The organism is Cedecea sp. P7760 (genome assembly GCF_013386425.1).
GTDB lineage: Bacteria > Pseudomonadota > Gammaproteobacteria > Enterobacterales > Enterobacteriaceae > Cedecea > Cedecea selenatireducens.
The window spans coordinates 1-24,900 of the sequence record NZ_JACARU010000009.1 but is presented as its reverse complement, the minus strand read 5'-3'; the positions used below and the strand labels follow the sequence as shown (position 1 = coordinate 24,900).

The window sequence follows — 24,900 nt, the reverse complement described above, 5'->3', positions numbered from 1 at the left end:
ACTCTGTGCCCTACGCATTACTTACGGTGTTTAAATTAACCACAAAGCCTAGTGCGTAGTGAACAGAACTCCCAAATACAGGGTGTTTATTCATTAGCCACAGGCTTTCTGCACTGTCGTGCCGACTCACTCACGTCAAATTTGTTGCTCACGCATCGGGTTTTTACCCGGTTTTAAACTCCGAAAAATATGCCTATTTCTTTAAATTCAACACTCGTTATTAACTAATCTTTTAGATTAATAATGATAATCTTATTAATTATATTTTTAATTTTATTCTCCTTAACATTCAGGTTAAGGCGATTTTGTTAAAACGGAGTGATGTATGCAAAATGATCTTGGACTTGGGTTCATCTGCAAGTCAGCAAGAGCGTCAGCAAAAATTATATCCCGGAAAGTTACTTTTCCGCTAAATGGCTCGAGTACTACAAAACTTACCCTAACGGGACTACAGTGTCATCCATCCTGCCGGTTTCCGTTTTACCAGCTGTCTATGCTAATCCACAACCAGCTCGCTGATCATGCCGCCAACGTTGTCGATGAAAATGCTCCGTTCACTGTATCCATTAACATACATGAATGGCTGAGTCGTGCCAGAGTGGCATTTATTGATTATCACGGTCTGCGTAATACCGATAAAACAGCAATGATCACATTGGATCATCTGGAAGAATTACTTACTCACTTGTCGACTACATTGGCCGTATATATCCCGTATTCAAAGAAGCGCCTGAACTTTAGCTTTCTGACGTCCTTTACACTGATCAAAACATCACAGTCTTATACTTTGATGTTCCCTGGTGTGCTGCGGCCGATCTTGGTGTTACTTGGGGGGTTAATTCAGGAATTTATGACCGAGAAGTTATTGAAGAGACGTAATACCCAACTTGTCATTTTTGAATATTTGCGAAAGTCTCGGCGCCATTCCCATAAAATTACCGATATTGCTAACGCTCTTCAGTTGCAGACGGTGAACGTACGAATCATGCATGTTCTTACCCAACTTGCAGATCTGGGGCTTATATCGTTTATTTGTGAAGGTAAGAGAGGGGAGCGGTCCATCGAAGAGCTTCAGTTTATTCCTTATGCCAGTCGGGACCATTCCGAAGTTTTGAGCTTTGAGGAATGGATAAGCCCGATCGACTAACCACTGACTGTCACTTAACGAAGGACAGCCAGGATCTCTTTTTCCTTTTTTCGCGATTTTGATTGACTGCCGACAGAACGGTAAGCATTGAGAGTATGAATTTCAAAACCGCGTTCTTCATAGAGCTCCAGCGTAAAGGGAGTCAAGCTGTTGGATATGGCCACTGAAGCCCCTTTACGATGAGCTGCCACCAGCATATCCGCCAGTTTAACATGTGCGCTCTTATTGAACGGTATGCCGTCATAACTGACAAAGCTGGTTTTGCTGATTTTATCATAAGGCGGATCGCAATAAATTTGGTCACAACCACCAGCACTCTCCAACGTCAGACCAAAATCTGCGGTTGTCAGCTCAACGCCAGAAAGTCTGAATGAGAGATAATCGACTTTCTGGGGGTCCAGAGTTAACTTGGATCGATTCCCCCACGGAACTGAGTACTTACGTTTCAGATTGTAACGACACAGGCCGTTATATCCGAGTCGGTTCATTGCGTAGAAAAGGACTGCTCGTTGCAGCGGGGCATCATCCAAACTGGTGCTGTTAAACGTGTTCCTCAGCTTTAAGTAATCCTCTTTATCAAATTCCCTTTCCGCCAGAAGATTCACTTCTCTGATGAATGCCGATTTATTCCGCTGGATGTTGCGGTACAGATTGATTAGATCCGGATTACTGTCTGCCAAGAGTGCATCGGTGGCAAACATGTTAAGGAACACAGCGCCCCCGCCGATAAATGGTTCGACCCACCGACGGCTCTGATCATGTGGGAAATGCTGACTGATGAATGGCATCAGTTTGGTTTTACCCCCCGCCCATTTGATGATTGGTGTATGTTTTCGCAACGCGTATTCTCCTTTAAGCATTATCGGTATGTCACCCTTATGGTACCGAAAGCCGGATTACAACCAACAAGGTTTAAGCAGGGAAAATCGCGGGTGTTGTGAAAGAAATTTTCATTCCGACACATTTTTTTATTTTTTTTCACTTTTTGGCAAAAAAGTTAACTACCTTCTTAGCTCGCATAAACATTTGTTTTTAATTGTTTATTTAATCTTTTAGGTCTGAGCATCAGAACGTTTTGCTTCGCGAAATTCGGAATAAACCCCAAAAGTACCTTTTTAACGAAAAAGTGAGATTTTTTTTTCCGGTAGTATTCACGCACAGATGAAAGGTATGGCAAAAAAGAATACAACGGAGTATCTATGAGTGATCTGATGACTGATTCCCAGCAAACTAACTCACGGGTCTTTAAATCACCCCTCGTGTCATTTTCAACAGTGACAGGTTCCGGCCGATTCGTCAGTGGCATGAAGCAGTTCCGCGACGCGAACCCTGACCTTTGTAATGAAGTCACTGAACAAAAAGCTTGGGCTATCAACCCTTCAGTGGTTCAAATCTCGCCAGGCTTCAACTCCCGTGAGATGGGGATGGGGGAGGCATATTACCAGCTGCCGGAAGTCGTAGATCATCTCAATAACATCAAGTGTGCATTCATCCGGGGTGATTACGTTGACCCTATACGCGTTCTGATCAAAGACGGTATTCCGTACGTTCGCCAGGGCCATTGCCGTTTAAAAGCGGCTTTAATGGCTCAGGCAGAAGGACATACTGACCTCACCATTCTTTGCATCGAGATGAAAGCCGATGAGATCAGCTGCGAACTGACGACAATTGACGGGAACCGTGGTCTGGCTCTTTCTCCAGTGGCACTGGGTGAATCCTACAGACGTCTTCAGGCGCTGGGCGGATGGTCGCTTGATCGTATTGCCGAACGTGAGGGCAAGAGTAGTACAACCATTGCTGCTCTCATTCGTCTGACCGGATGCTCTGTCTACATCAAAAAATTAATCCATGCCGATGCTATTTCCTATGTTGCAGTCCTATCCCTTATTGATGAGTTCGGTGAAACGGAAGCCATCTCTCGTATCGAAAAAATGATCGCCGAGCTTGAGAAAGCTGATTCAAGCGGTATCAAGATTAAGAAGACGCCACGTGGCAGTATTCGTGTTGTCCCTTCCGATTTTAAACCGGCACGTGTTCCACCTGTTCTCGCCACAAAAGCCGTAGAAGGGGTCAAACTCATCACTACGAGTTTGTTGCAGAAACTCGGTGATATCCAACTTCCCGAAGTGACCGACTCCAGCGAAGATGAAGAAATTTCCTTTACGTTGAACCGAAGCATGCTGGAGATGCTCAAGAACCTGCAAAGTGAGATCACTGAAGCAGAAAACAAGCAGCTTCGCCGGGTCGAAAATCGGCAAGCTCGATTGAAAGGGGAGAAAGTGACTTACAAATCCGCGAAAAACACAAATACTGGCGGAGAACCACAATCTGAAGCACCACCAGCACAGGCTTGAATTAAGCATTTCAACTTATGAGTAGCACATAATTAGAAGTACGATATTCAAGAACGAGCCACCCAGGCTCTCGCCCATTGCCCCTACTAAGTAGGGGCTTTTTTTTGTCCTGTCTCCGGCACGCTTTCTCTTCATTAAAACGACATCTGTCTGTCCTACCTCCCGCAGCGCAACTTTCGAGATTTTTATGTCGCCCAACCTATTAGCTTTTTGAACGAGGTTGATATCCTGGTAATAGATAATTCCTACATAAAGGACTGATACTATGTCTGCTGTTGAATCTAATTTCCCCCAAATTGGCGCCCCAGGGAACTCTCTGGTCGCTTGTATGCCCCTAACTGGCCTCAGTGTTAACGAGGATAACTTTCTGCCCGAAATGCGGGAAGAGCTTGGCATCATTGCCAGCCAGGTCGAATCCTATAACGAAGAGCTTAGTTTACTGAGGTCCATGTCCACTCAGTTTATGAAATACGGAAATCAGAAGCTCTATTCCTACCTCTCGGGCTATAACCATCTCATTTCAGAAACAGATGCCCTGTACGCAGAAAATGCACTTCGTTCTGAGTACTGGAAGCGGGTAATGGCCCTTACCGATGTGCTGTCCGTGATGTCTGACGAAAAAAAGAACGAATGGGACAAGCAATTTACTGCTGACCGGTATCACCGGCCTCCGCAAGAGATCCCTGAGTTTACACTCGACGCAGTAGTTGCCACGGTTGTCACATTGCTCAATGACCGGCATCAGTTCATTAAAGAGCGCGTCTATGCCGTTTTTCAATCATTAAGCCGTCACCACAAAACCAATAAAGCTTTTGGTTTCTCAACCCGCATGATCACCGTCGGTGTCTGTGAAGGGGTGAAAGACAAGTGGGTAAAACTTAAAGTTGAATTCAAAGAATCAGGACTCATGCCACTGTCGGAACTGCGGGTGATCTGTTCTTATTTCCGGGGAGAAACAGTTAAACCGGTCTATGACACGAAAAAAATGGTTGAGAATATGGTTGGTCATGCTGGGTTCAGAAATTGGATCAGCCTGGATGGCAACAGTATTCGTTTTCGGGTTTACAAGAATGGTTCGATGCACATTGATGTACATCCTGATATTGCAGAACGGCTTAACAACATTCTTGCTGCCATTGTCCCTCTGGCGCTGCCTACTGAACGCTTAGCCCATTACAAAGCCACGTTGCAGGAGTTCCCGGCACTGAAACGCTGCATCGATTTTCATTCACGGATGCAGCTCGCAGAGCTGGAATTCACTCGGAATGAAAAGGAATGGTCCAGCTGGACATCGCTCGGTTATGCCGGTGAGTTCGCTGATAAAACGCGGCAGGTGAACGCGGAGGTTCTGCGGTTCCTCGGTGCCCGGATTACTAGCTACCATGTGACATTTGATTATGACCCGACCGAAGTGATGCGCTTCATCGGTCATATGGGTGCCATGCCCGATATTGTATCCCACCAGTTTTACCCTTCATCGCTGCGACTCAGTGAATACGTCGCATCCATTATTGCGACCGGGGAGGGGGAGCGACTGCTAGAGCCAAGCATCGGGCACGGGGATTTGCTGCAATGTTTTCCTAAGAGCGTCAACGTTACCGGCATCGAACTGGATACACTAAATTGTCTGGTCTCCCGAGCTAAAGGTTACGATACAACGGAGGCCGATTTTCTGGCATGGTCAGCAGCGAACCCAAATCAGAAATTCGACTGCGTGGTGATGAACCCACCTTTTGCTGACAACCGGGCTAAACTCCATCTACTGGCCGCTGCGTCTCATCTCGTTTCCGGCGGGCGTTTAGCGGCCGTCCTGCCGCTATCCCTTCAGGGGATCGATAACCTGCTGGGCGAGGGATACCGTGCTGAATGGATGGACACCTTCGATAACGAGTTTGACAACACTGCCGTCTCCGTCCGTGTTCTGTATGTAGAATGCCTTTAACTGAAGGAAAGACCATGTCTGAAATCTCACCTGGCCTGCCAGAGGACCAAAATGATGTTGAATTTATGATGGATGATTTCCAGCAGAGCCTGGGGAAAAGTAAACCGGTACATGAAGTGCAATTTCTGGGAGAGTCACCGCAAAGTGAAGACTCCGCCAACGCTGCCGATTCGCCCTGGTTTGAAAACTAACCTGTTAAAGGAGTTGGTACAGATTGCTCCCTTTATGGGCTCCCTACAAGATAGCGGGGAGCCCGAGCAGTGGTTATTACTCAGGATGAGATAAACTGTGATTAATAGTGCATGTTAAGCACTTCGCATTCCTGCTTTTATTGGCGAACATTTCACTCTTTTTTTCTTGTTTTTTATATCCCCTTCCCAGAAAAGTTAGCCTTGCTCACTTGGTATTATTGATACCTGACTGGGGGAGGATAATCATGAAATGCAGGGCGATACTTTTAGCACCACTCATAGCTTTTTCGTTTACGGCACAAGCTGAGATTGCAGAGTTAAGATTCAATGACACTCAGAATCAACCAAAGATTGTTGTTCCATCTGTGCAGTGGATTAATCCAGCAACCTCATTCGAGGCTGATGTAATCTCCGGCTTAGACCGGTACGTCCAGTTGTCGTTACTTAATGTCAACGGTGCAAGCTTGTGGAGCACGAAAAGTAGCAAAGTTACGGTTGATGACCGTATGACCTCCAGTAGCGGGTATGACTATTATGGAAAAAGGTTAAGTGTCCCTGCGTTTGGTGAAGATAATTACACCCTGAGGGAAGTGATCACAGATCTCCAAAATAATGAAATTTCTCGCCGGGACTACGTTATATCTATCGACCGCACTCCCCCTAAAACTAGCACAATTGGATATACGCGAAATGGATGGCAATATGGTAGCGAAGCCATCTTTACCAGCGTTCCTTCAGGTATGCAGTATGCCTCTGTTCAGGCTCTCGTCTTTTCAGGCCTTTCAGACAGTCGCTCTGGTCTCGACCGGGCTGAGTACTTTCTTGTCGATTCGAACGGCGTTGAACGAAAGAGAGGGGCTGTAATTAACCTGGTCGATAATTCAGTAACCGTCCAAAATACTACTGCGAGCGATCCAGCCCTGGCGCCAGCTTCTCAGTCTGAATACCGTATGGGCCTTTATGTTTATGACAAGGCAGGAAATAAAGCATCAGTAAGCAGACAAAGTGTGATTGATCGGGTCAACCCTCCTTCTGTTCTACAGGTGCTTAATACCAGGACAAATACCTGGGAAAACTACTCAGCTGGGATAACTGTTTACAGTAATCCAATATCATTGCGGGTACTCAGGAATAAAAGTAACTTTACTGCTGCTAATAAAACAAGCTTTGGGTGGGCAGATGCCAATTATCAAAGTTCTGACAGCACATATAATATTTATTCGTTCAATTTTGTTTTCCCCAGTACCGGTGATATTTATCACGAATTCCAGACACTTGCGGGAGGCGTTCGTCGGTACCATCACTCTGAGTTATCTTTCACTCCTTCCCCAACCATGGAACTTGCACCAAAGGTCACAAGCAAAGAAATTTTTCGTAGTGATACCGGTAAATGGAGCAGTGCTACTGGGAATGTAAGAACTGCCAAATTTACCCAAATACGCGTGACTACCGAACCTCGTAACTATGTACAACGGGTTGCAGCTAATTCGAACCGTAACTGGTACTGCCTTATCCCGGTAGGAAGCACTGGTTGTACCATGAACGTGGATTATACCTTTACTTCCGATAAGGGGATGCAATACATCCATCTGGTCTCAGGTAAAGACGGTACTGCTATTTATGATAATCTGGCTGGGGCATTCGTAGTGATTTGGGATAACAACCCACCGGTTATTAACGCCGTAAAAATTAACCGTATGGATAAAAATGTAACCATGACGGTTACTGATGATGACCGGATAAATGGATGGCAAATAGGAGCATGGGATACCCGAGAATTTGGCGTGGTGCTTAAAACCGAAACGGGGAATGTGATTGACCTACCCGCCAGGACATGGACAGAGAGTGATTTTAAAACAAAAAACGCGGTCATTTCCTATGCTGATCTGCCGGACGGCAAATATACCGTTCTGTCCGCCTATGCAAGAGATCTTGTGGGCAACACGGCAAACTACGTGATAAATGATTTGCTTACCATTGACTCCACTGCCCCTCTAATTTCCTACCGGTATCTGAATGATGATCCTGAAGGCAAACTGGTTAAGGGACTAGAAAACCTCAGAATTAGTGTAGCTGACCCTTCAGGTGACGCCTCGCTTGAATCACTGGTGTTGAGCGGTGGACCAAACAGTGAACAGGTGACATTAGCTTATTCCAGTCAGGGCTCAGGAGTTTATACGCCAGAGTACCCGCGTATCTTTCCCGTAATAGCAAAAGAGGATGGCATTTATACAATTGAAGCTCACGCAGTCGATGCCTCTGGAAACCGGTCCTCGAAAAAGCTCAATTTCCTCTATCAACCAGCAAACATGATCACTCTGGACAGGCTACGTACCCTTGCTACTGCGGCTGCACTAAAGACCACGGATAACCAGCCACTGGCTTTTATCCGGACAAGCGTACTTCGCCGAAAGGATGGTTCTGTCATTACTGGGCAGTTAAACGGTACGCTGTCCGTGCGGAAAGATGCTGACTTCCCGGTAAGTGTAGCTGGCGTAACCGTTGCGCCAGGAGAGACAAAGGCAATCATTTTTGATATGGGGCAGGGTGAAGAACGTATTTATTCTGTCACACCAGGAAAGAGTGGCGTTTCTGGTACATCTGAGTTTGCCGTGGAATTCCCGCAGTTCTGAATAATTTTGGGGTGTCGTTAAGTCGGCACCTTGCTGAAATATAGCCAAACCTCCACCCATATCTTTCAGTTCCCGCACTGTGGCATTTACATCAAAACATGAATTCTTGCTTACTTGTTCGTGTACGAAAAGTCACTTTTTCTCGTCCTGGTGAAGATCCATCTCAATAGTCAATCCGTTGCCAATTTTTACCTCGCCAAAGTTGTTATAACGGACATTTTCAAAAGTTTAAAGCTATGAAATACCTCTGATAACCAGCAAGGTCAGAAGAAATGATTTTGTAAAATAGGGACAAATACATCCCGGGAGCATCACATGCGTAAAATACTGACAGGCTGTATCATTGCCACGGCCATCTCTTCAACTTATCCGGCGGCGGCTCAGATTTTCAGTTATTCCTATACCGACACCAATCAGCTGGCAATGACGCTTAAGCCTGCAACGCAGAGCTATCTCAATCCGGCTGGCGCCCTGACCCTAAACTTAATTTCCGGTCTAGACCGGTACGAACGTGTGACTGTAACCAGGGACAGTGATAAAAAGGTTATGTATTCGGGACTAACGGCCAAGATAAGTGTTGCAGACCGCATTGTTGCTGCCGACGGCACAGAGTATTACGGAAAGGACATGGGGTTACCTGCACTTGGTGAAGGGTCTTTCACGGTAATCAATGACACGCTAGATCTCCAGCAAGCCGTCGTAAGTTCCACAACGTATCGTTTCACCATCGATACTACAGCGCCGAAGTACACCAGCATATACCCAAGCCAGAACGCAGGCTATGACATGGTCCTGAGTGGACCACTTTGGGAGCTCGGTCGCGGAGGTTCTGGCCAGTTTTCCATCTTTGCTGACGGCGTTGATGATGCGTATGGCATAGACAAGATCCGGTTGGTCATCAAGCGCAGCAATGGAACAGTCGTTTCCGATAATACACTCAGCTACGACACGGCGGCAAAACGTGCCTTTTACCCCTGGATAAAGGAAGCGGTCACTCAACCTGGCATGCCCACCAGCGATCTCAATGAAGAATTCACCTTCAATTTTATCATCACTGATAAGGCCGGAAACACGCTGAATATTCCGCCGCAGCGCTTTTTATTTGATGACCAGATGGGGGAATATACGCCCTTTGCAGTCCATGACTCACGTGTCAGTACGAGTATTGTCCCGGGGATTTCTTCAGGGTACGTACCATTTGTGCGGGGGCTCTCTGTACTCGAAAACCCGTACCGGATGGTCATTCGTGTTCCCAGAACTAACTGGAAACCATACCGTAACGGCGGCATCACCATTCTGAACAATTATGGCGGCGCTCAGGTCATTTCAGAAGACACGACCTATGTGTATGTCGAGGTAAAGTTGCCCCAGGGCACTCTGGATGGCAACTACTATCGCCCGGTCAATACGTACCAGTGGTCCGGGGGGGATCTTGTTCAGTATGCCTCCTGGCTGAGCTGGGACCCGGCGGCGGTAAAAAGTCCTGCGTGGGGGAGTCCGGCGATTGAGAGGCAGATGTCCGACGGCTCCTGGTTCAACAGCGTCAGCTGGAAATATTTAATGGCATCTGATATGCCGGTGAATCTGACCCAGATCCGTTTCAATGTGCAGGCACGTCCGTACGACCAGAAAATTACTGGTGGTGCCACCTGCAATATTCCCGCTGGTTCAACATCTTGCTCAGTCGCACTGACGCAGGCGATTAAAAACGGCACCACAGGCTATCTCCACAGTGGTTATGAAGTGCGTTCCACGACCGAGTCCACATTCTTCATGCCGATCTGGGAAAACGTCGTCTGGCATACTTTGGGGCCTTCGGTTACCGGCTATAACTACAACGATTCAACCAACATCCTTCAGGTATACATAAACCTGCCGGGGGATGGTTCATATTTTGACCACGTAAATCTTAGTCGAGTATGGCTGTCCGATAAATCCCACAATAACGTGGACATCAGCGTGACTGGCAAACAAACGGGGCGTAATACAGCAACCGGAAATTATACTTACGAGTTCAATCTGAAACAGGTCCCGGAGGGTAACTATAACGTGCAACTTAACGCCCGGGATTCGTTCAATAATATGGGAAGTCTGCCCTACAAGACCGTGACGGTTGATAACACGCCGCCGTCCATCAATATCAGTTACGAAAGCAAACCAATAACCAGCAGCGTGACAGTGTTCGGCCTGGAAAACGTCCGCATCCAGCTTGCTGATACCCTGACCAAACCCACATTAACGCGCATGACTCTTCGCGGTGGACCGGTATCTGATGCTGTTGAGTTGTCATGGGTTAAGCTCGGAAATGATCTTTATGCTCCGAATTATCCGAAGATCTTCCCATCACTTAATGACGGCGAAACCTACACGCTGACCGTGCAGGCCAAAGACGAGATGAACAATGTTAAAGAAAGCGCCGTCGAATTTAACTACCTGCCGAACAACCTGGTTCGCCTAGAGAACCTGAAGACCATCTCCGTCAGTACCGCCCTGAAAACTTCTGACAACACGCCGCTGGCTGTACTGTATGCCAGCCAGTTGCGCAAAAAGGACGGTTCAATCGCAACCGGGAACCAAGACGCGATACTGACGGTGCGTAAGGATGCTGCCTTTGGCGTCACGGTAAATGGGGTTTCAGCAGCACCAGGCGAGAGCAAAAACGTTAAGTTGGATCTGGGTCTTGGTGACAGCCGCAGCTTCCCTATTTTTCCGTCGACTTCCGGCGTCAGCGGAACATCTGAATTTATGCTGAATATTGAGGAACTGAAGTAAAAGCGGGGCAAAGTGACCCTGTACCGGGTCACTCCTTCCTGGTGATGCCGCCGCGATGATAATTATCTCGTCTTATCCAGATTCCAGTCACAGGCTTATACGCCGTTTTTGTGGATAACCTGCTGCCCCGTCAGTAAAACCGGACATGGCACTGGTATGCCGCTCGCTGCTGTTTTGCCCAAACACCTATCCGTCAACTTGGGACAATACATCATTCACCCGGAATAGTGGATATCCTGCATCTTGCACGCGAGCCCTGTGGACTGCGCCTGTCATGCCGATGGCCGCAGGGCCACCAGCGGCAAACACCGGTTCAGGATGGGGTTACACTATACCGGGTACCGTTATTCCTGTTCTCGGCAACTATGGCAAATAGGAACGGACTTACGGCGTGCGTTCAGCTACAACCGCCATAAATAGACTGGTCTTCCCATGACTCACCCACATTTTCTAGGGGACCGGTGATCCACTTAGCTGTTCGTGAGGCTCGGGAGCGAAAAGCCCATTCCTCATCAGGACCGATAGTGACGTTTTCATCCGTCATTGAGGCGTTTTTTGGCATTACAGGGAATGTGCGGGAATCGCGAGCATTGCTTACCAGCCAGTATTCTGCTTCTTCCCGGCTCTGAAACAAAAACGCATACATATGGCAAGCAGTGCCGTTATTAATACCGTACATCCGCAGCCCATCATCAAACTTAGCGACAAAGATATTGTGTGACAAAGAGCAACCTCAGGTAGTTAGTGTTTCAGGGGCGAACCCCGATGCATTAATATTAGGTTCAATGTTAAAGGGTTAAAAGGTACAACACTCACCAGGGAGACATTAAAATATTTCGGTTACGGCTATGCGCAGATACGATTACTGCCATATTAAAAAGTAACTTTTCTGAGGCAGTGGATGATTTTAACCCAGTATCTCAAAACTCGAACAAAATGGAGCACCAAAAGAATGAAAATAAACACGGGCATGATGAAAAGCGCCGCACCGCTCATAATTCTGATTGGTTTAATGATTGCTTTTTCCGCCTATGTTAAATCATGGTCATTACTATATACCTTGCTGGCGACATCAGTCTTACTCACGATCATGATATCACTGCCTTTTATCGTTTCTCCTTTACAGCACTCAAAATTTATAGCCCTGCGTATTTTACGTTTAATGGTTATTTCGCTCTGGGGGATTGGTCTTATCTGCGTACTATTTTCAGTTGTTGAACGGCTTGTATGGGTTAATGCGAACAGCTACCCGGCATGGATGGCAAAGGAACTGGATTCCCCTGCCATAAGTGATGGTGAAGGTTATATTAAAGCAACAGAGTCATTTGAGAAGATCTGTGGGAAAAATAAAGGTTCTCTCAGCGTTATCACCAAGCATAATGGTATGTTTATGCGCTGCGATGATAGCGTGTCTTTCGACTCTTGGTGGAAGGGGGTTTACCAACTTAAAACCCCTGAGACTCGATGATAACGTACCAACTGAATGGTCATATTGGGGGAAGACATTTTCTACGATATCCCTCGTCCACTGTACCGGGTGCTGATCTCCATCAGCTTCCGGGTACGCATTTTCAGTGACACCACTATACCGGGTACAGCTTTCACTTAAGCATCATCGCGTTATCTAGGCTGCCCTCCATTCACGATCCACTGTACCGGGTACGGTTTTCAAACCGTACCATCACTCTATCCGGGAGGGTGACTGTGACACGATCCACTATATCGGGTAAACCTTTCCAGCCAGTACCGCCACATTCTCTGTAACCAATTCGAGGCTGTCCTCATCCACTATACCGGGTATAGATCACATTTTTGGTTGAAAAACACACAGGTCGACCAGTAAAAGGCTGAAGAAAAGGGACTGCATCGGGGTAATAATGCTGACACCACCCGGTGTAGTGGAGATCCACTGTACCGGGTAAATTTTAGCGAGAGGAGAAGTGTATCCACTATACCGGGTAACATAGGCAGGTGTGGTACCGTGTATCGATCATGGCTTCATGTTTCTCTTCAGAATATTCAGTATGTAATCGCCGTTTTCTTTGTCTATGGAGTATTCAAGAAAACCGATCTCTTTAAGCTGGCCCAGCGCCTTTTTAACTGTGGCATTCTGGTTGCCAAGATGCGAGGACAGTTGCAGGCGTTCACGCAACCGGTCAAACCCGATACGGTAAAAGGTGCTCGGTAGCTCAGCCAGATACAGATACAGGGCCTGTGCGGACTCCTTACGGGCCAGTTTCTGCAATGTCTTTAGATAGAGTCGAGTTTTACCGTCGACGCGATACAACGTATTGAGCTTCGAATTTGGCTTGATGATGATTTTCCCGGTGGAACTGTCGTAGTACGTCGATTCCACGAGGTGCATATTTATCGTTATCTGATCGTCTGTACCGGGTATTTTCTTAATGAACGAGATGCTGGTTCTGGCAATACGCGTCAGAGAGGCATCAAAACGCTCTTTCAGTTGTTTATCAATACGCTTGGTGTCAAAACCGCAGAACTTCGCAAACTCAGGAAAATTCAGCTCCAACTGACCTTCTGAATCGAGCGGACGGTTAGACAATGCATAAACGATCCCACACCATGATTTGAAGTCAGAGTCCATGTCGAGCCGGGGACCATAAATTTGGATCTGGCTATAGCCTTCACCCTCTACAATGGATAATCTTGAAAGTGGCTCAGTGGCATCGATGCGGTGGCTCTTCCGACCACCCTTATCCGTGGATTTCAGCGTTGGCACAAACACACCCAGACGGAGTAAAACTTTCGGCTGAATGGTCTGTCTTAGCGTAGGAAGCAGTTGGATAACTTCCCCGGAATCTTTTAGGGACTCTTCAATGACAAGAGATAACTTGTTGTTATTACTGGACATATAGAAAGATCCGTTTTGTGCATAAGATCTACATCCTACCCGGTATAGTGTATCTAATCCACCCGGTATAGTGGATTATGCACCCTGTACAGTGGATGGATTACCCGACATAGTGTATTTCGCCCCCTGTACAGTGGATGATTATCTGCTGAGAGGCCCGATATCACTGGTCTGCGAGGATCGTTATTCCTTTTTGATCTGCTATTGATCCTCTATTGATCTTTATTATTATTCTATCCTGTTGATAACTATGCTCTGAGACTTCATGAAGCATCACGATCGAAATGTGAGTAAATTCCGATCCGTTCTAAGCGCCGCATTAGCACACTTCTTCCCGTGTAGAAAAGTAACTGGCGGCAATGGCAACTGGGTAAAGTGGAGAGAGCGGAGAAAATGCAAGAAATGGCGTCACGAAATGAAAAGCCGCCAGTGTTACTGACGGCCCTTTTTTATCACTTTAGCTCATCGATCTGGATCATGAACTCGGATGTACCCACCTTGCCGTTTTCGGCAGGGTAGATAGGCATCAAGAGGTTATCACCGTTCCCCATATCAATATTCACCTCCGCAGACTCACCTGGTGCCGCCTGTACGCCGTTGAACTTAATACCGAAGGCTGCGTCTTTACGTACCGTCAGTGTTGCACTCTGAACGCCTTTCGCAATCTCACCATTGGTCTTACGCAAAACGTTGGTCGACAGATAAGCAAGCGGCTCATTTGCCGACGTTTTGAGTGCCGAACTAACGGACAATGTCCGCAAATTATGCAACTGCACGAGGTTGTTCGGCAGGTAGCTGAATTTCTGGGTGTAGGTTTTGCTATTCGACTGACTGTCTGAGACTGTCACGCTAAGCGCGTAGTTCTCGGAAGGTTCGAAAGAGGGGAAAAGCCTTGGATATTCTGGCGCGTAAACGTTCGTACCAGCAGGCGACCAAGTTAGCTCAACATTATCCGAAGTAGGCCCTCCGGTTATCTGAAGACGAGTGATCCTGGGAGTGGTCAGGTTATCCGTCAGAGCTATTCGGATGTTCTCCAGCCCGTAAACCACTGTACTGTCGGTAATCGGTTTTCCGTCAAATGAGAACGCGGCCGTCGGCGGGGTATTATCCAGCGCAATTTCGCCGTAAGACTTATCGGTCTGGTTTTTGAAAAAGTCGATGACGTTCACAACCACATTGTATTTTCCTTCGGCCTGTTTCGACAAATCATACACCAGTGTATAGTTTCCGGATGTTCGTGAAGCAACAGAACCAACCGGGGTCATCCGCTTGCCAGTATTTTTGTCAGTCAGATAAAACTCACGCAAAGATACCGAGTCGAACCAGTTACCATCGCCTTCCAGAGACGCAAGCACCGTCAATTTTTTGTTTACGGTGTCATACGTCATTGAACCAATCACCGGCACTTGCATATTGTTCCAGCGGGTCATAATCCACTGCTCAGATCGCAGGATCGGATTACTGACGCTTCGAACGAAATACAGAATACGGTTAAATCCCATAGTACCGGGTGCCATGACAAAACTTTCAGGTGCTTCACATGAGGTTTGACCCGCCGGAATAGTGCATGTTGCTTTACCTCCGATCTCCTGAACGAACGGGCGAGCTTCAACATTAAAGCGCAGACGGGTGATCGTGATTGGCAAACGTGACGAAAGTACACTTTCAAAATCCTTCCAGGTTGTCCAGACCCCCTTATCATTCTGAAAGTCGACCCAGGTCCCTGCGAACGCGGGCGTTTTGTTTGCCGCTGGATTCAATACGAGATTGTAAGAAGGGGCGTAACCTCCCCACTGTCCGAAGTTCGCCATACGCGCCATATCGCCATTGAAAGCCCCATAGGGTAAGGTCATTTCAATGTAGGTATACGTACTATCGGTCGCAATCTCCTTTGGTGTTGCATAAGAGTTTACGAATTGCAGCCCCCCTTCGGCATAAGCTCTGTAGTTGGACTTTGGCAGACGATATACCAAGCGAATCGGGTTTTCATTAATGGTCATCCCCGCAGAATAAGCTGGATAGCCGGAAACTCCTGGAACCACACTGGCTGAAGTTTGTGGGTCGTGGACTGCCCAGAGCGTCATCTCGCCCAACACGTTATCATAACGAAATAGTTGTATTGGAAGGGTCCGCCTGTTCCCGGCATTGTCATAAATTTCTACCTTGGCCGTGAAATCCTCATCAAGGTTGCTATCTGGTATACCAACGCCTTTTGTCGTGTTTTTTGAGTAAGTGTGATACATCTTCTTTCCAGTGACGTCGTACTGCATCTGCGTCGTACTGTACAGACTGCCATCACTGCGATAGACATAAAACAATCCCTTCTCGATACCATTCACATCCGAGACATTGGCTGAGGTAAAATCCCATTGCCCGGTCGCCTCCAGTCCCAGCTTCCAGACGTTTCCGGAGGCCGAACCGTTACCAGCGTTAGCTGTGAGGGCGTTACCGGTTGGTGGCGTAGTATCTATCAACCAGTTGTAGCTGTAGGTGGCTACAACGGACTGGTTCAGATCCAAAATACTGACCTGCACAACCGACTTGCCTTCACCAAGCGCCGGTAAAGTTACTTTTTTTCCGTAGAACTCGGTGCCATCTCCGGCCTTAAGCCGGTCGGATACACTTGTGCGGGTCGTGGTGGTGTTCAGTAGTTGAGTGCCGGTGGCACTGGTGACTTTGACATTCACATAGCGGTCCAGACCGGCAATGACTGTCAGGGTTACAGGTGAAGCTGGATTAAGCAGCATCCGGGTTGAAGGTGCGTGAACTTCAATGCCATTGGTATCTGTAAAGCTGGATTCGTAAATTTGAGCTGATGCCGGAACCGAGACGCCGAGCATAACCATCGCCAAAGTTATAGTCTGATATTTCATTCAGTATTCCCCTATTGATTTGTCGTTATTTTAAACGAATCACCTCCGGCACTTTTTCGTTAAGCAGGGTATTTCTGGGCCGTTAATCAGCGGATATTGTCACTTTCGCTGGACTGGCAAAAGGCGCACAAACGGGCGTTGTTTTACTGAATAATTACACCTCTTATCACCAGGGTGATGAAAACGTTTCGAGTAAAATTTCCTGGCCAACCAGGAGAACATAAATGAAATTTTACTGAGGTCCGTTGAACGCCGCCGTCGATGCGGCACAGCTGTTCCCACTTTGCGGCTAGGCTCAGCTGTACAACTATTCGTATACCGACACACGTGGTACGAAAGTGAATGCTGAACCCTCCAGAGCGTAACTCAACCCAGGTAGCGCAATTACGCTGAACTTGATATCTGGTCTCTACCGCTAACGTAGCCAGAAAGAAACGGAACAGGCTGATTTAGTCGAATGTCAGAGATTTCTGAGAAGACGTTTTTCACGCATGTCTCTCCACTGGAGAGAATTTGCTATCGCGCTCCCCGGGTGCAGGATCTCACGCCCGATCGCAATCAAATTCAAATGCAGCTCCAGTTTTTGCGTCTTGGCGTCACCTGGTTACCACCCGCACTCGCCATGGCAGAACTGGAACACCTTCTGAAGGGGTATGACGCCGACCACTATCGGCTACTGGAAAACGTCCTGGATACTGCACACCGGCATTACCTGGAGTCCTGTGGACCGCTAAAGAGAGAAGGGGGCCGCGTCGGGAACCGCATATCAGGCACCCGCCACGACGAAGCACATTTGTGTGTACGGTTTATGTCAACACGCTATGAATTGGCCGCTGAGCTTTGTGCCGCTTATGTGTGCAGCAGGTATGCTAGTTAGATTTATGGGTGATCGTACCGGTTACTTCTTGTCTTCCAACGAGGCCAAGCGGCTAATTTCTTTCATACCGAGACGAGCGGCCACGCCCATGGCGGAGGCTTCGAGTTCGGCCTTGCCGTGTGAGACGATTTTGTCCATGGATTCCTGCATCAACTGGGTGCTGAAGGCCAGATTAACCGGCAGGTTGGCGATTGCGCCGGACAGAGACTGATATACTTCTTCAAGCTCGCGCTTTCCTGCCTTGCCTTTTGCCACCAGCAAAGCCAGTGCTTTCAGCTTTTCATTCACTTTCGCCATCTCGCGCTCAGAGGCTTCCCGGATCTGACGCTCATAACGTTCGCGTGTCGACTCAATATAGCCAATCTCCGGCTGGCGCTCATAGTCGCCGCGAATCAAACTGTTAATGGTACACGGCACGCCGTCACTCATTCCGAACGATGTGATCATTGAGGCCCACTGAGCCGGAGACAGACTGACTTTCAGAAGTGGGGAACGGCGTCTGCCTTCCGCCAGCCGATGACGGATCACTCCATCGCGCTCAACCTGCTCTGATTCACTGAAGGTCAGCGTAATCACCTCTTTATGAATGAGGTCGGAGGCATACAAGCGCTGCCCCGTCGTTGTCGTGCGGCTTACCGATACCTGCCCGTATGCCGTGTGACGGGTGATCACCTCTTCCATCTCGTTTTCTGTTACCGTCGGTATTACTGTGTTTTCCATTGTCATGCCCTGAATCGAATTAATGTTGACAGCGTCTGGCGTAATACCGATGTGAGACCGGACTGCCTGGGAACTTTACCCGTATCACTCGCTAAATTGGACGCCCGCTGACCGGAGTAACTCTCTGACATCGTCTGCCAGGAAATACGTTTCTGTTGTGTTGCCCGGGCCATCAAAGAAACAGGTCTCGGGCAACTGAATTGCCTGCGACTGCTGCTGTATCTGTTCCCGGGACTCGTTACTTTCGACGATAGCATCGGCAATGACTTCTGTTGCCCAATCGCGATCAAAGCCAGGCATCGTATGGAGTGATGCCACCATGTCGCAGGGTAAGGCATCGATATAGTCCAGAGCCGCCTGAGCTACCGAAATCAGTTCTTTCATGGTTGTCACCTTACTGTTGTGCTCATTCACCGCGCTTAACTCGCGTGAGCCGATTCTTTACGTTTATTGATAAGAAACTCTTCACCGCACGTTCCGCATTTCAAAATGTATTCTGCGTGCCTGAGTTGCTTTAAGGACATTGCTTTGCAAACGGGGCAGGCAAGGTGTTCTGAAAGCCGACGCATCAGTTGATTAATTTCAGAGCATTGTTCTGGCGTTAACTTGTGGCGGGTTTCCCACTTATAGGTCGCTTCCCGCACGACACGAGCCACGATATTTTTACCCTTCATCACTCTTGTCCTCCGGTGCAGCCAGCCATCTTACTCACTTCCGTGCGCATGTCAGCGAATAATGACCAGGTCAGGACCAAAACTGAATCCATCGCCCATCCGGTCGGAATGCTTCGATACATACGATTTCCCGTACTTCTCCAGGTCTTGCAGGCTTGATTTTGCCAGATTCCATGAATACTCATGCCCCCAGATTTCCCCATCCCGATCAGCAAATCTTGCGGGTTTATAGTTGTCCTTGAGCAGAGCATAGACACGTTCGAGAGTTGGTAATTCTGGACTGGTCTTAACGTTAGATGCGTCAGCGTTCGTCATTATTATGTACTCATTCGAGTTGATGGATAGGGAAGGTTGCACGCGAACTGTGGCGCTCCCCGTTTTACTGATAACCTGTCGGTGCTCATGCACTACGAAATTAGAATGATTGAAGGCACGTCACGCTTCCCGAAAACCTTTTCCCGTTCCGGCGTTTAGGAAGCGAGTATTCGCCGTCAAACCGGTAGATGCCGACCTTAGAGCAGGGTCCTCCGTCTTTAACCAATTCCCAGATGAAATCGGCACGGTCACTGAAATAGCCAGGACCTTCGTCAAAGGATGAAAATTCACTATGCACAACACACAGATCGCCGTGCTGACCGTTGATAAAAACGAAGTGACCTTTATGCTTTTCGCCTGGCTTCGCATCGAGGTGTCCAAACGTTTGATACATTACGGAGGCTTGATGTTCTGCCCCTGTCTTTCCAAGTAATTCACGCATCTCACTCCCCCTTTGCAGTTGCGACCATTGCACGGTAAACATCTGCAAGACGCTGGCTCATTAATCGAGACATTTTTCCAGTGGCCGAAGTTATCTGCTTCCGGCCTGCAATTAGCTGTTCCATCGTGGGAACTACCGGGACGCGGGTCATACCTTCCACTTCTCCTGCGCCAGTAGTGGTAACTTGATCAACATACTGCTCAACCTGATGCTGCTCTTCGTCGGTCCTCCATTATGATTTCTTCAATCAGACGTCTTACAACCCAGTTACTTAGGTTGCTTTGTGACGGAAGGCGCTTATACCTTCCGCCTCGGCCATTTCGTTGCCCGCGCTGAGCATTCCAGCGTCGAAGTACGCCATCGTTAATTTTCGGTGGTAGTGTGGCAACATCGCCCATCTGCCTGACTCCTGTCCTGAATTATTTCACTCGGGGCCAAAATACCGCTGTGTTGTTTGCCAGGTTACACCCCTGGCACCAACAGGGACGGGCTGTTATAAGAAAAGCGGTCTACTGGAGCATCTTCAAATCCGTGGTTCGGCGCATCTGGTGTCAGAACAAGGCCGTCATGTGCCGCGTGAATATGCAGCAGTGAATCACTGCCCGTGTCGATGTGCAGCGTCGGTACACCCCGATCGATCTCAAAAATGAGGCCGAAACAAGTCGTGCCGGATTCATTCACCACTTCACACTGAATGTTTTTCTCTTCTAACAACACCTTCACCTGATAGGACTGACAGTCTTCTTCTGGCAGCTGGGTTTCACCCAGTTGCCAGTCCTGTAACGTCCGGATAATCTCTGAAGGCGTTGCCTGCGATTCCGGCGTCAGAAGCGCATACACCTGCTGGCGGAACTGCTGGCTCAACTCCTCCATCAGGGGATTGTCCTCGCCATCGAAATGTTCTTCCCAGCCATCAGGATCAGCGTGCATCCAAACGTTATGCGTCAGAGACGGTAGTGAGTCGTCAGGGTGTACGATGAGATATGGGGAGCTTTCTTTTGTTTCCAGATAGCGGACAGGCTGGCCATCCAGCAAAGCTTCATCAACTGCCGTACCATCGGTTTCCGGCAATGCGATTTCCGTGACATTGCCGCCGCAATGCTCTGCCACAACACGCCCCAGATCCTCCATCAGTGCGCGATGTTTTTCGGGAGAATCCAGCTCGCCCAATAATTCCGGTTTTACCAGTAATGCAGTAATAATTGTTGCCAGTTCACGAGTTGAAATTAATTTAGCCATGATAGTCATCCTTTCATCTGATGTGTTAATTCTAACAGTTTCGGTTTGCTGGCTAATAACCCGGCGTGAAGTTTTTTAAAAATATATTCGCCCTTTAAACAAAGAGCGAACAATGGAATTAAAAAAGGACAAATTTGTAATTAATGAATCAGGAGGCTGCTTTAACTAATAAGCCAGGGCGACCGTTGGTATACCTGTCAGGCGGCGAAATACCGAATTCATGATTCAGGGAGTCAGTTGAAAGGACCATGCCGCCGTGAGCAGCCTGGACGTGCAGAACTGAAGGATCAGTGTCACCCGCGTTTACATGGACCGAGGGAACACCATTTTCAATTAACAACGTCAGGGCCATTACCAGGCGTGATTCCACATCCTGTACTGCCAGCTGGGCATGACCGCCGAGCGCCATAGTAACGATAAACTCTGCTGAAGACCCGGGCTGTTCGTCGTCGAGGTTGCAGTAATCACGCATTCGTACCACCTGCGAGGGAAGATTAGCATGGTTGGTTTGTGTCTGAAGGAGCATCCGCTGGAGGGCGTAGCGGCGAACTGAGCACTCTTTATGCGTCGGCAATTCATCAGGGCTTTCTTCGTCGCTGCCTTTGATATGGTCAAGCCAGCCATCTCGGGCATGGTGACGCCAGACATTATCGGTGAGGGAGTGCATGTCCGCGCCGGGAGATACGACGAGATAAGGGGTTACATCCGGAGAGGTCAGATAATCGGCCTGGCTTGATTCATCGCGATCCACCGGCATGATCACACCGTCAATCTCTCCTCCGCAATGTTTCGCCACCAGCTCAGCGATATCCTGCATAAATGCTTTATGCGACTCCGGTGTTTTTAATTCATTCATTAATGTGGGTTGCACCAGTAATCCACAGACAATTTCCGCAAGCTCGGCAGGTAATAGACATTTTGGCATGGTTGGTTCTCCTCTTTTTTGAATGAGAACACTCTAACATTCCGGCTTATTTTCCAAATAAGTTGAAGGCATTTATTTTTTTAAAAATTCATATCCAAACTATAATTAAAATAGTCCATTTTAATCTCAGAAAAGTAACTTTTCTAAAGGCTTACCGGGAGGGCATTAACGAGTGTTTCGTAATCACATTTGTGCCAGTTGAAAGCCGGTGTGCATGACCATTGTTTCGTGACCTTAAACCCAGGAATCGTCGAGCGTCTGGGAGAAAGGCTGCGACACCTTCGGTTAAGATGGGTCTTGTGAGTGGGGAAGGGACGCTACAGCCGGAAGACAAACTGAATCTGCCATTTCAGCCCGCGAGTATCCCGACCCTGTGCCACCGTTTTATAGCTAACATTTCTCCTTTACTGTAGCATTCTGCCGTTTCGCCATCCTCTCGGAACTTCGGTATACCGCGAGCGGAATATTTGCCAGTCATATGGCCCTTACTGGTAACCGGAAAAAAGCTTCATGAAGGCGGATAGGAAGTTCCTTAGACGCATATGGTGTTTTTAAATTAACACATAAGCATTGCTACTCATAAGGATGTAAAATAACCATGCCCATTAAGGATGTAATTAAGACCTCATTGGTTTTTTTTTGGTATTTGTAAACAGATAATTCCGAAAATATTTCTCAGTAAAATTGAATCCTGCATATATAAACTGCCTTTAGCAGTGCTGCAAAATTATTTTTAAAAATCTTTCATTCAGGTTATTAGCCAGCGAGACCAATCTGTCATGATTACTTCAGACCAAACCTGAGGAATCAAAAATGGATAAATACTTTGACCAGAGCGGAATTGAAATCGACAACGCTAAGATTCAGTGTATTGATTCAGTAAAAGGCACCGGGGAATATATTTATCGGGTCACTTGCAATAAATGCAAAGGCCGTGGTGAGCGTAAACACTTTTATAGGAGCCGCTGCATGGCATGTAATGGTACGGGCTATAGCCTGGTCACAACCCGTACATGTTACACCCTTTCCGCGTTATATCGCACATACCCGGAAGCGGCACGCAAGATTTCAGCAGCTCAGGCAGTAGTGCGTCAGCGTGCTGTACAATCAAAGACTTCCGCGTTCAATCTGTGGTGTAAGAGCAATCAGGAACTGGTTGACGCCATCACACAGCAAGACGGGGAGAACAGCTTTCTGAACAGTCTGAAATCGACGTTATCACGGAAATATCCATTAAGTGATAAACAACTAACGGTCGCAGCCAGAATTCTCGGGATTTAATAAATCAGCTTCAGGCTTTTATAATTCTTATTTAATTTTACTCATTCCATTACGGAGGAAGATATGATCCATTCATTTAAAGACAGACGGCTGGAAAGCTTTTTCCGTAATGGAAAGTCCACAGCAGGTATTCCTGCTGATCTGTTAAATGCGATTTCATGCAGACTGAAAACGTTAAATAATGTAAAAAACGAACGCGAATTGTTATCAAGTAGTTTGCGTTACGAACGCTTAAGGATGACCGCAAACCGGTACTCTTCCATTCGAGTTAATTCAAAATATCGGTTATTCTTTGTGTGGAATGATGGCGTACATAACGTTCACCTGTCGGCGCATGATTATAAATCGCTAATCCATTAAGGTAAAAAATGAAACTTTTCGGTATTTTATCCAGGGATGCAGGCACGGATGCGATGTTTTATATTCAGGCCAGCACTAAACAACAGGCAAGCTTCATATTTGATGCCCTTGTCCCCCGGCTGAATGCGCATTGCCAACTGATCGACCCACTGAATGAAACAATTATACCTTCACTAAGCCGGACGACACTTTCTTTACAGCCCTGGTCCCAGAATACCCAGACACGGACGAGTGAGCTGAAGATGACGACGCACGGTCTGACTCTCTCCGGGGCAGTGATGGTGGAACACTCCCGGCAGATCGTCGACTTCTGCGATAACCTGGGCCTGCGCCTCGATGCACCCACCGGGAAACCCAGCTGGACAGAACTGATCAATGCTGACCTTGAGCAGCTTAATTCCCCGCGTTTGTTCCCCGTCCTTACCCAATCTGGCACGGAAGGACAGTTTCAGATCTATGTCCCGGCACCGGCTGTCATTGACGCCGACGTAGTCATTGCTAGCGTGATCGGCGAGTGTTTTAGCGGCGTTACCCCGTACTGCGTGAACGGCACTCCATATCCGCTGACTGAAAAGCCGCTGATCCGGATGGAGGCACACGTTAGTGACATGCATACACGGGTTTTTGAGCTGACATTCGTCAGTTATAACCTGGCCCTTACTGCGACGGTATATGACAACAATCTGCGCCAGGTTCTGATGCTGTGTGAAGATTTTGGTGTCACCCTTCAGGGGCGAGCGGGTGCATCCTGTCATGCCTACATGCGTAACGAATACCGGCGGCTTGCACATGTAGGTGTTTGCTCACGCTCCGGGGCTGAAGACGATGTCCGCGCTTACAGCTCATATAAAGAGGAAACCCTGATCCGGCAGCTGCTGAATCAGGCGACGGCGGACAGCACATTGATCCCGGCGCGACACGGCCAGCAATTTAACGGTGTGCTGATGAATGCCACCCCGTCATCAGCAACCACCGGATTTATCTACCTGTCACAGGAATTCCCGCAAGGCCAGTTTATGATGACGGCGGAAGTGGTGAATGCCAGCAGCACGCCACGGGGGATCAGTTACATCGAAACGGTGGACGGTTACCGTTTTATTGTGACTGCATACGACACGAGAGCGATGAATTCCCTGACCGAATTTCTTGAAGTTAACGAGACCTATTTTACCCCATACCGCTGGGCGTAGCGCCAGCGCACCGGACAGCCAGGGAGGGCATCCGGAAAAGGTGATTTCACGCCATCAACAGAGCGCGAAACTCGGTAATGACTCCAACTTACT

Annotated in this window: 21 protein-coding genes; 10 read left to right on the top strand and 11 right to left on the bottom strand. The window is 47.9% G+C overall.

All coding sequences use genetic code 11. The features are described from left to right. The first annotated feature begins 325 nt into the window (after positions 1 to 325). Positions 326 to 1,147 (top strand): hypothetical protein, encoded by an 822-nt coding sequence (locus tag HX778_RS03870; RefSeq protein WP_015063094.1) that lies wholly within the window; start codon positions 326 to 328, stop codon positions 1,145 to 1,147. 14 nt (positions 1,148 to 1,161) lie between these two features. Here HX778_RS03870 and HX778_RS03865 read toward each other — a convergent pair whose 3' ends face one another. Next, the gene (locus HX778_RS03865; protein ID WP_015063093.1) at positions 1,162 to 2,007 is read right to left on the bottom strand and encodes a Dam family site-specific DNA-(adenine-N6)-methyltransferase; all 846 of its coding nucleotides are present in this window, start codon (positions 2,005 to 2,007) and stop codon (positions 1,162 to 1,164) included. Between the two features lie 339 nt (positions 2,008 to 2,346). Between HX778_RS03865 and HX778_RS03860 the strand changes: the two genes are divergently transcribed. The 5 genes from HX778_RS03860 to HX778_RS03840 all read left to right on the top strand — a co-directional run bounded on the left by HX778_RS03860 (position 2,347) and on the right by HX778_RS03840 (position 11,039). Continuing rightward, positions 2,347 to 3,501 carry a hypothetical protein gene (locus tag HX778_RS03860; RefSeq protein ID WP_040115173.1) on the top strand — a complete coding sequence of 385 codons (1,155 nt, stop codon included), beginning with the start codon at positions 2,347 to 2,349 and terminating at the stop codon, positions 3,499 to 3,501. 265 nt (positions 3,502 to 3,766) lie between these two features. Continuing rightward, a complete protein-coding gene (locus HX778_RS03855) occupies positions 3,767 to 5,443 on the top strand; it encodes a DUF4942 domain-containing protein (RefSeq protein ID WP_015063091.1) in 1,677 nt (558 codons plus the stop codon). Between the two features lie 14 nt (positions 5,444 to 5,457). Continuing rightward, positions 5,458 to 5,634, top strand: coding sequence for a hypothetical protein (locus tag HX778_RS03850; RefSeq protein ID WP_022652145.1), 177 nt, complete (start codon positions 5,458 to 5,460; stop codon positions 5,632 to 5,634). A 245-nt stretch (positions 5,635 to 5,879) separates the two neighbouring features. After that, complete coding sequence (locus HX778_RS03845) at positions 5,880 to 8,267, top strand: Ig-like domain-containing protein (protein WP_022652144.1); 2,388 nt, start codon at positions 5,880 to 5,882, stop codon at positions 8,265 to 8,267. A gap of 315 nt (positions 8,268 to 8,582) precedes the next feature. Then, positions 8,583 to 11,039 carry an Ig-like domain-containing protein gene (locus HX778_RS03840; RefSeq protein ID WP_176981330.1) on the top strand — a complete coding sequence of 819 codons (2,457 nt, stop codon included), beginning with the start codon at positions 8,583 to 8,585 and terminating at the stop codon, positions 11,037 to 11,039. A 397-nt stretch (positions 11,040 to 11,436) separates the two neighbouring features. Here the strand turns inward: HX778_RS03840 and HX778_RS03835 are convergent, their stop codons facing one another. Beyond that, the gene (locus HX778_RS03835; protein WP_176981329.1) at positions 11,437 to 11,763 is read right to left on the bottom strand and encodes a hypothetical protein; all 327 of its coding nucleotides are present in this window, start codon (positions 11,761 to 11,763) and stop codon (positions 11,437 to 11,439) included. 228 nt (positions 11,764 to 11,991) lie between these two features. Between HX778_RS03835 and HX778_RS03830 the strand changes: the two genes are divergently transcribed. After that, on the top strand, positions 11,992 to 12,507 hold the full coding sequence (locus tag HX778_RS03830) for a hypothetical protein (protein WP_176981328.1): 516 nt from the start codon (positions 11,992 to 11,994) through the stop codon (positions 12,505 to 12,507). Between the two features lie 522 nt (positions 12,508 to 13,029). On the opposite strand, the gene HX778_RS03825 is transcribed toward HX778_RS03830, so the two are convergent. The 9 genes from HX778_RS03825 to HX778_RS03785 all read right to left on the bottom strand — a co-directional run bounded on the left by HX778_RS03825 (position 13,030) and on the right by HX778_RS03785 (position 21,976). Continuing rightward, on the bottom strand, positions 13,030 to 13,911 hold the full coding sequence (locus tag HX778_RS03825) for a RepB family plasmid replication initiator protein (RefSeq protein WP_176981327.1): 882 nt from the start codon (positions 13,909 to 13,911) through the stop codon (positions 13,030 to 13,032). Positions 13,912 to 14,363: 452 nt separating this feature from the next. Then, the gene (locus HX778_RS03820; RefSeq protein ID WP_176981326.1) at positions 14,364 to 16,784 is read right to left on the bottom strand and encodes an Ig-like domain-containing protein; all 2,421 of its coding nucleotides are present in this window, start codon (positions 16,782 to 16,784) and stop codon (positions 14,364 to 14,366) included. 898 nt (positions 16,785 to 17,682) lie between these two features. Then, entirely contained in the window at positions 17,683 to 18,381 is a 699-nt protein-coding gene (locus tag HX778_RS03815) for a hypothetical protein (RefSeq protein ID WP_022652135.1), read from the bottom strand. A gap of 84 nt (positions 18,382 to 18,465) precedes the next feature. After that, positions 18,466 to 18,765, bottom strand: coding sequence for a hypothetical protein (locus HX778_RS03810; RefSeq protein ID WP_176981325.1), 300 nt, complete (start codon positions 18,763 to 18,765; stop codon positions 18,466 to 18,468). A gap of 35 nt (positions 18,766 to 18,800) precedes the next feature. After that, entirely contained in the window at positions 18,801 to 19,058 is a 258-nt protein-coding gene (locus HX778_RS03805; RefSeq protein WP_125362998.1) for a hypothetical protein, read from the bottom strand. 48 nt (positions 19,059 to 19,106) lie between these two features. Further along, the gene (locus HX778_RS03800; protein WP_022652132.1) at positions 19,107 to 19,370 is read right to left on the bottom strand and encodes a hypothetical protein; all 264 of its coding nucleotides are present in this window, start codon (positions 19,368 to 19,370) and stop codon (positions 19,107 to 19,109) included. Between the two features lie 100 nt (positions 19,371 to 19,470). Then, positions 19,471 to 19,812 carry a hypothetical protein gene (locus HX778_RS03795; protein WP_032610383.1) on the bottom strand — a complete coding sequence of 114 codons (342 nt, stop codon included), beginning with the start codon at positions 19,810 to 19,812 and terminating at the stop codon, positions 19,471 to 19,473. Positions 19,813 to 20,274: 462 nt separating this feature from the next. Further along, positions 20,275 to 21,051 (bottom strand): hypothetical protein, encoded by a 777-nt coding sequence (locus HX778_RS03790; protein ID WP_022652130.1) that lies wholly within the window; start codon positions 21,049 to 21,051, stop codon positions 20,275 to 20,277. A gap of 148 nt (positions 21,052 to 21,199) precedes the next feature. Further along, the gene (locus tag HX778_RS03785; RefSeq protein WP_022652129.1) at positions 21,200 to 21,976 is read right to left on the bottom strand and encodes a hypothetical protein; all 777 of its coding nucleotides are present in this window, start codon (positions 21,974 to 21,976) and stop codon (positions 21,200 to 21,202) included. Between the two features lie 813 nt (positions 21,977 to 22,789). On the opposite strand from HX778_RS03785, the gene HX778_RS03780 reads away from it, so the two are divergent. The 3 genes from HX778_RS03780 (at position 22,790) to HX778_RS03770 (ending at position 24,807) form a co-directional block, all read left to right on the top strand. Continuing rightward, positions 22,790 to 23,257, top strand: coding sequence for a hypothetical protein (locus HX778_RS03780; protein WP_022652128.1), 468 nt, complete (start codon positions 22,790 to 22,792; stop codon positions 23,255 to 23,257). 63 nt (positions 23,258 to 23,320) lie between these two features. Further along, complete coding sequence (locus HX778_RS03775) at positions 23,321 to 23,617, top strand: type II toxin-antitoxin system RelE/ParE family toxin (RefSeq protein ID WP_015063076.1); 297 nt, start codon at positions 23,321 to 23,323, stop codon at positions 23,615 to 23,617. An 8-nt stretch (positions 23,618 to 23,625) separates the two neighbouring features. Further along, the gene (locus HX778_RS03770; RefSeq protein WP_015063075.1) at positions 23,626 to 24,807 is read left to right on the top strand and encodes a hypothetical protein; all 1,182 of its coding nucleotides are present in this window, start codon (positions 23,626 to 23,628) and stop codon (positions 24,805 to 24,807) included. Positions 24,808 to 24,900: the final 93 nt, after the last annotated feature.

Bases quoted from the DNA above. Each gene is read 5' to 3' on its own strand.
- HX778_RS03870 (WP_015063094.1), top strand. From the start codon at position 326: ATGCAAAATGATCTTGGACTTGGGTTCATCTGCAAGTCAGCAAGAGCG.
- HX778_RS03865 (WP_015063093.1), bottom strand. From the start codon at position 2,007: ATGCTTAAAGGAGAATACGCGTTGCGAAAACATACACCAATCATCAAA.
- HX778_RS03860 (WP_040115173.1), top strand. From the start codon at position 2,347: ATGAGTGATCTGATGACTGATTCCCAGCAAACTAACTCACGGGTCTTT.
- HX778_RS03855 (WP_015063091.1), top strand. From the start codon at position 3,767: ATGTCTGCTGTTGAATCTAATTTCCCCCAAATTGGCGCCCCAGGGAAC.
- HX778_RS03850 (WP_022652145.1), top strand. From the start codon at position 5,458: ATGTCTGAAATCTCACCTGGCCTGCCAGAGGACCAAAATGATGTTGAA.
- HX778_RS03845 (WP_022652144.1), top strand. From the start codon at position 5,880: ATGAAATGCAGGGCGATACTTTTAGCACCACTCATAGCTTTTTCGTTT.
- HX778_RS03840 (WP_176981330.1), top strand. From the start codon at position 8,583: ATGCGTAAAATACTGACAGGCTGTATCATTGCCACGGCCATCTCTTCA.
- HX778_RS03830 (WP_176981328.1), top strand. From the start codon at position 11,992: ATGAAAATAAACACGGGCATGATGAAAAGCGCCGCACCGCTCATAATT.
- HX778_RS03825 (WP_176981327.1), bottom strand. From the start codon at position 13,911: ATGTCCAGTAATAACAACAAGTTATCTCTTGTCATTGAAGAGTCCCTA.
- HX778_RS03820 (WP_176981326.1), bottom strand. From the start codon at position 16,784: ATGAAATATCAGACTATAACTTTGGCGATGGTTATGCTCGGCGTCTCG.
- HX778_RS03815 (WP_022652135.1), bottom strand. From the start codon at position 18,381: ATGGAAAACACAGTAATACCGACGGTAACAGAAAACGAGATGGAAGAG.
- HX778_RS03810 (WP_176981325.1), bottom strand. From the start codon at position 18,765: ATGAAAGAACTGATTTCGGTAGCTCAGGCGGCTCTGGACTATATCGAT.
- HX778_RS03800 (WP_022652132.1), bottom strand. From the start codon at position 19,370: ATGACGAACGCTGACGCATCTAACGTTAAGACCAGTCCAGAATTACCA.
- HX778_RS03795 (WP_032610383.1), bottom strand. From the start codon at position 19,812: ATGCGTGAATTACTTGGAAAGACAGGGGCAGAACATCAAGCCTCCGTA.
- HX778_RS03790 (WP_022652130.1), bottom strand. From the start codon at position 21,051: ATGGCTAAATTAATTTCAACTCGTGAACTGGCAACAATTATTACTGCA.
- HX778_RS03785 (WP_022652129.1), bottom strand. From the start codon at position 21,976: ATGCCAAAATGTCTATTACCTGCCGAGCTTGCGGAAATTGTCTGTGGA.
- HX778_RS03780 (WP_022652128.1), top strand. From the start codon at position 22,790: ATGGATAAATACTTTGACCAGAGCGGAATTGAAATCGACAACGCTAAG.
- HX778_RS03775 (WP_015063076.1), top strand. From the start codon at position 23,321: ATGATCCATTCATTTAAAGACAGACGGCTGGAAAGCTTTTTCCGTAAT.
- HX778_RS03770 (WP_015063075.1), top strand. From the start codon at position 23,626: ATGAAACTTTTCGGTATTTTATCCAGGGATGCAGGCACGGATGCGATG.